The sequence below is a fragment of the Arthrobacter sp. JCM 19049 genome (assembly GCF_001310435.1).
This window is the reverse complement of sequence record NZ_BAXF01000171.1, coordinates 1-4,286: the sequence shown is the minus strand read 5'-3', so window position 1 is coordinate 4,286 and position 4,286 is coordinate 1. Positions and strand designations below refer to the sequence as shown.

The 4,286-nt window shown below is 65.8% G+C and carries 5 protein-coding genes and 2 pseudogenes; 2 read left to right on the top strand and 5 right to left on the bottom strand.

The features are described from left to right. Positions 1 to 631, top strand: a 631-nt coding sequence (gene menA, locus JCM19049_RS08785; protein ID WP_054821402.1) for a 1,4-dihydroxy-2-naphthoate octaprenyltransferase, incomplete at its 5' end; no start/stop codon positions are given. A gap of 194 nt (positions 632 to 825) precedes the next feature. On the opposite strand, the gene JCM19049_RS19650 is transcribed toward menA, so the two are convergent. Further along, positions 826 to 1,074 carry a hypothetical protein gene (locus JCM19049_RS19650; RefSeq protein ID WP_279402797.1) on the bottom strand — a complete coding sequence of 83 codons (249 nt, stop codon included), beginning with the start codon at positions 1,072 to 1,074 and terminating at the stop codon, positions 826 to 828. 26 nt (positions 1,075 to 1,100) lie between these two features. Here JCM19049_RS19650 and JCM19049_RS08780 point away from each other — a divergent pair, with 26 nt between their 5' ends. Further along, positions 1,101 to 1,397, top strand: coding sequence for a hypothetical protein (locus JCM19049_RS08780; RefSeq protein ID WP_279402796.1), 297 nt, complete (start codon positions 1,101 to 1,103; stop codon positions 1,395 to 1,397). 22 nt (positions 1,398 to 1,419) lie between these two features. On the opposite strand, the gene JCM19049_RS08775 is transcribed toward JCM19049_RS08780, so the two are convergent. The 4 genes and pseudogenes from JCM19049_RS08775 to JCM19049_RS19645 form a co-directional block, all read right to left on the bottom strand. Further along, a complete protein-coding gene (locus tag JCM19049_RS08775; RefSeq protein ID WP_054821400.1) occupies positions 1,420 to 1,653 on the bottom strand; it encodes a hypothetical protein in 234 nt (77 codons plus the stop codon). Beyond that, positions 1,644 to 1,889 (bottom strand): annotated as a pseudogene (locus tag JCM19049_RS23350) (hemerythrin domain-containing protein); the annotation flags it as partial. The gene JCM19049_RS08775 and the pseudogene JCM19049_RS23350, both read right to left, overlap by 10 nt. A 228-nt stretch (positions 1,890 to 2,117) precedes the next feature. Next, on the bottom strand, positions 2,118 to 3,155 hold the full coding sequence (ccsB, locus tag JCM19049_RS08770) for a c-type cytochrome biogenesis protein CcsB (protein ID WP_279402798.1): 1,038 nt from the start codon (positions 3,153 to 3,155) through the stop codon (positions 2,118 to 2,120). A gap of 7 nt (positions 3,156 to 3,162) precedes the next feature. Further along, a pseudogene (locus tag JCM19049_RS19645) lies at positions 3,163 to 4,274 on the bottom strand (cytochrome c biogenesis protein ResB). Positions 4,275 to 4,286: the final 12 nt, after the last annotated feature.

Sequence of the window (4,286 nt, the reverse complement as noted above, 5' to 3'; positions counted from 1 at the left end):
CGAACCCCGGCAGGTGCGCAACGCGGCCTTCGGATGCTTCGGGCTGGCCGCCCTGGCCGGGCTGGTGCTGGTGATCATCTCCGCCTCCTGGCCGCTGCTGCTGGTCGGGGTGGCGGCGATCTTCGCCGCCTGGGGCTACACCGGTGGACGCAACCCCTACGGCTACCGCGGCTGGGGTGACGTGTACGTATTCATCTTCTTCGGCCTGGTGGCGACCATGGGCACCACCTACACCCAAATCGGGCGGATCACCGAGGCCTCACTGATCGGGGCGGTGGGCACCGGCCTGATCGGCACCGCCCTGCTGATGGCCAACAACGTGCGGGACATCGCCACCGACAAGCCGGCGGGCAAACTGACCCTAGCGGTGCGCCTGGGCGACCAGTTGGCCCGCATCAGCTATGTGGCCATGGTGGCGGTCGCCATCATCCTGCCGGTGCTGCTGACCACCACCTACCCGTGGATGTGGCTGATCCTGGCCACCGCATTGGTGGCCATCCGCCCGTGCTGGCTGATGCTGCGCCAGCCGGACGCGTCCCGGCTGGTCCCGGTGCTGAAACAGACCGGGATCCTGAACCTGGCCTACGCCCTGCTGTTCACCCTGGCCATCGTGCTGCAGCTGCTGGGCTAGCAGCACCGGGCGTGACGCCCTGGGCTACTGGCCGTCGTGGCGCTGCTGTTCGTCGAAGGCGTCCTCGACGTCCTCATCGGCCCGCTGCTTCGGGGTCTTGCGGCTGCTGGTGCGGGAAAAGAGCCGCTGCACATCCGCCCCGGCGGCCAGCCGAAGCTTGTTGAAGAACAGGTAGGTGACCGCAAAGGCGATGATCAGCCGATCAGCGCGGCAACAAAGATCGGCCAGCCCATCAGCTGCCAGAGCGCGAAGAAAACGATGAGGAAGATCCCCAGGCGGAGCACGGAGTATTTTAGAAACTGCACATAGTCCAGTCTACCGAGCAATAAGCCGAGGTATTTTACTAGACTAGGTATATGGTCCGCTTTATTATCTTCGCAGCACTCGTCGCGGTTGCGGTAACGATCTACACCCTGATCGACTGTGCCCGCACCGACCGCCATCAGGTGCGCTCGCTTCCCAAGGCGGCGTGCTCGTGGTGATCCTGCTGCTGCCGCTGATCGGCGCCGGACTGTGGTACGTGCTGGGTCGTCCCGGCGTCTTCTCCGCCCCGGCCGCCGCCCCGCGCAGCAACGCGCCGGATGACGACGAGGACTTCCTGCGTCAGCTTGAGGTGTGGCGCCGCCAGCAGCAGCGTGAAGCCGAACTGAACCAGCGTGAGGCGGATCTCAAGCGCAAGGAAGCCGAATCCGGTGAGGATCATACCGATCCGGAGGACCACAACCACAACGGTTCTGCGGGCAATCCGAACTCCAAGGACAACTAGTCCCCACCCCGGCGGGCTGCTCCTAGGCGCTGGCCCGGGCGCACCGCCACCCCTCGGGCATCTGCCCGGCGGCCAAGAACTCCCCCAGCCGGCGTGCCGCGGCATCCTCCAGCCCCTCATCGGCCTGCGGGTAGCTGATGGGCTCTTCCTTCGCGTTGTGCTTCTCCAGCGTCTGCAGCAGCCGCTGACACAGCTGGCGGGCCTCTGCCCCGCCCCACTGCCCCTGGCGCTGATCCAGGCGTCCAGCAGGTCCCACAGCCGCCCGTGCTCACGCTCCATCACGAACAGGGCCAAATCCAGTGACCCGCCACGCAACGACGGGAAGAGGATCACCTCCTCCAGGTAAATGTGCCGCCGCAGGGCCGCCAAGGCGGCCCCCAGGGACTTCCGGGCCCGGGAACCGGTGGCCTGGCGGGCCAGGAAGTCCTCAATCCCCGAATCAATCCGGCGGTGTTCGGCCTCCAGCGCCGCCGCCAGCTGCTCTCCGCTCATGGTCGTTCCCCCTCCCGGCCCCAAGTCCGCCCACCGATAGGTGGCCAGGCCGCGTGCCTGCGGCAGCGTCGCCTGGGGCTTTCTTGTCTCCAGCGTCATCCCGGCCCGGGCGGAAGTCAACCAGAACAGGGAACGGTCAAGCCCGCGCCGATGATGCCACCGCGGAGGGTGAAGACAAAAAGGGCGCCGACGCAGTTGACCGCGTCGGCGCCCTGAGTACTGCCGGGACTAGATTCCGGCGTAGGAGTGCAGGCCGTTGAAGTAGATGTTGACCACCGTAAAGTTGAAGATCACGCAACCGTAGCCGATGATCGACAGCCAAGCCGAACGCGGCCCGGTCCAGCCACCGGTGGCGCGCGCGTGCAGGTAGCCGGCATAGACCACCCAGATCACGAATGACCATACTTCCTTCGGGTCCCAACCCCAGTAGCGTCCCCAGGCCGCCTCGGCCCAGATGGCGCCGGCCATCACGGTGAAGGTCCACATCACGAACGCGATGGTGTTGATCCGGTAGGCGAAGTTCTCCAGGGCACCGGCCCCGGGCACCAGACGCATGAACGGCAGCCGGTCGTTCTTGCCCTCGGCCAGGCGGTTCATCCGGGAGTGCTGCATCAGCTGCAGCACGTTCATGGCGAAGCTGATGGAGAACAATGCCGAGGCCAGCACCGCGATGGACACGTGGATCACAATCCAGGGGCTCTGCAGCGCCGGCACCAGGTGGCCAACCGGGGTGGGGAAGCCGATGGTGGCCGCGCACAGCATCAGGGTCACCAGTCCGATGATGAAGGTGCCCATGAAGCGCAGGTCCTTCAGCAGCAGTGCCACCACGTACACGGCCGCGACCACGAACGCACCGGTGGTGAGGAACTCGTACATGTTGCCCCAGGGCACCCGGTTCGCGGCCAGCGCCCGGGAAACCACGGCGAAACCGTGCATCAGCACGCCCAGCCAGGTCAGCACGACGGCGATGCGGGCCATGCCGCGTTTGGCGGAGCTGGCGGTGTAGGTCATCTTGTCGTTGACCACGTGCTCGCCCATCAGGTCGGCGCGCGCGTTCTTGGTTCGCCGCGGTTTGCCGCCCGGGGCGCCGGCGGTCACCAGCGACTTCTGGTCGCTTTGCAGGGCGGCGGCGTCCAGTTCGGCGATGGTCTTGTTCGACTGCACCAGATCCAGTGCGTAGAAGATGAACGCGACCGCGTACACCATGGCCGACAGCAGCATGAACAGCTGGCTGTACACCCCAAGGGTCTCGTTAATGGGTTCCAAGGCGCTGTTAGTGCCCACGGTCTTCTCCTAGTTCCTGCTCGTCCGAATCCGGCTCATCAGCCACCGGCCATGTTTTCTCAAAGATGCGCCGCAGTTCGCGGGCCTCGTTTTCCAGCCGCGGGTCCTCGCCGCGAGCCAGCAGCGCGAACTCGATGCCGCGCTGCCCACCCTCATCGGTGAGCTTGACCCACACGCGCCGGCGCGGGGTGAACAGCGAAACCGCCAGCCCCACCAGGGCCAGCCCGGCGAAGATCGCAATCGGCAGCTTGCCCGGGTCGGCGTTGATGTCCACCGCGATGTACCGCTTCAAGTCCTCGAAGGTGATGCTACCGGCATTGTCCGGCAATTCGTAGGTCTGCCCGGCTTCCAGGATGATGCCGCCGGCGTCCTGGGAACGCGAGTTCAGCTCGGTCATCTTCTCGGTGTCCAGTACGTACACGTTCTGCGGCACCCCGTCATCCACGCCCAAATCCCCGGCGTAGGAGTTCAGGTGCAGCTGCGGGTTGATGGCGTTGGGGTCCCCGGAGATGCCAAAGCCGTTCTCGTCCAGCATCGCGGTGGGCAGCAGGAATCCCTGGAAGCCCAGCTGTTCGGGCTTGGCGTCGGGGACCTTGGCCACCATCAGGGAGGTGTACACCGAGTCCTGCGGCACCGAAACCACCGGGCCGGAGAATGCCACATCCCCGTTGCCGTCACGCACCGTGACACCGGGGCGTAGCCGTTACCCACCAGGTACACATCCGCGCCGTTGATGCGCAGCGGATGGTTGACCTTCAGCTCTTCCTTTTCCGGCTCCGCGTCCGGGGAGCGCCGGGTGGTCACGTGCGCGGTGAAGTCCAGCGGCTGGCCGAAGTGGGTTTCGGATTCCCGGTCGAAGAGGATGTCGAACTTGTCCAGGGTCACCGAATACGGTTCCAGGTTCTCGGCATCAAAATAGGTGCCCGGGGAGAAGGAGTCGTAGGAAACCAGCGAGTTCACGAACGTCTCGCCCTCCACGATGACCCGCTGCCCGCCGTAGCCGAAGGCCCCGCCCAGGGCCATGGACAACAGCACGCCGACCAGGGAGATGTGGAAGGTCAGGTTGCCGATTTCACGGGTGTAGCCGCGTTCGGCGGCCACCGAGGCCCCGGC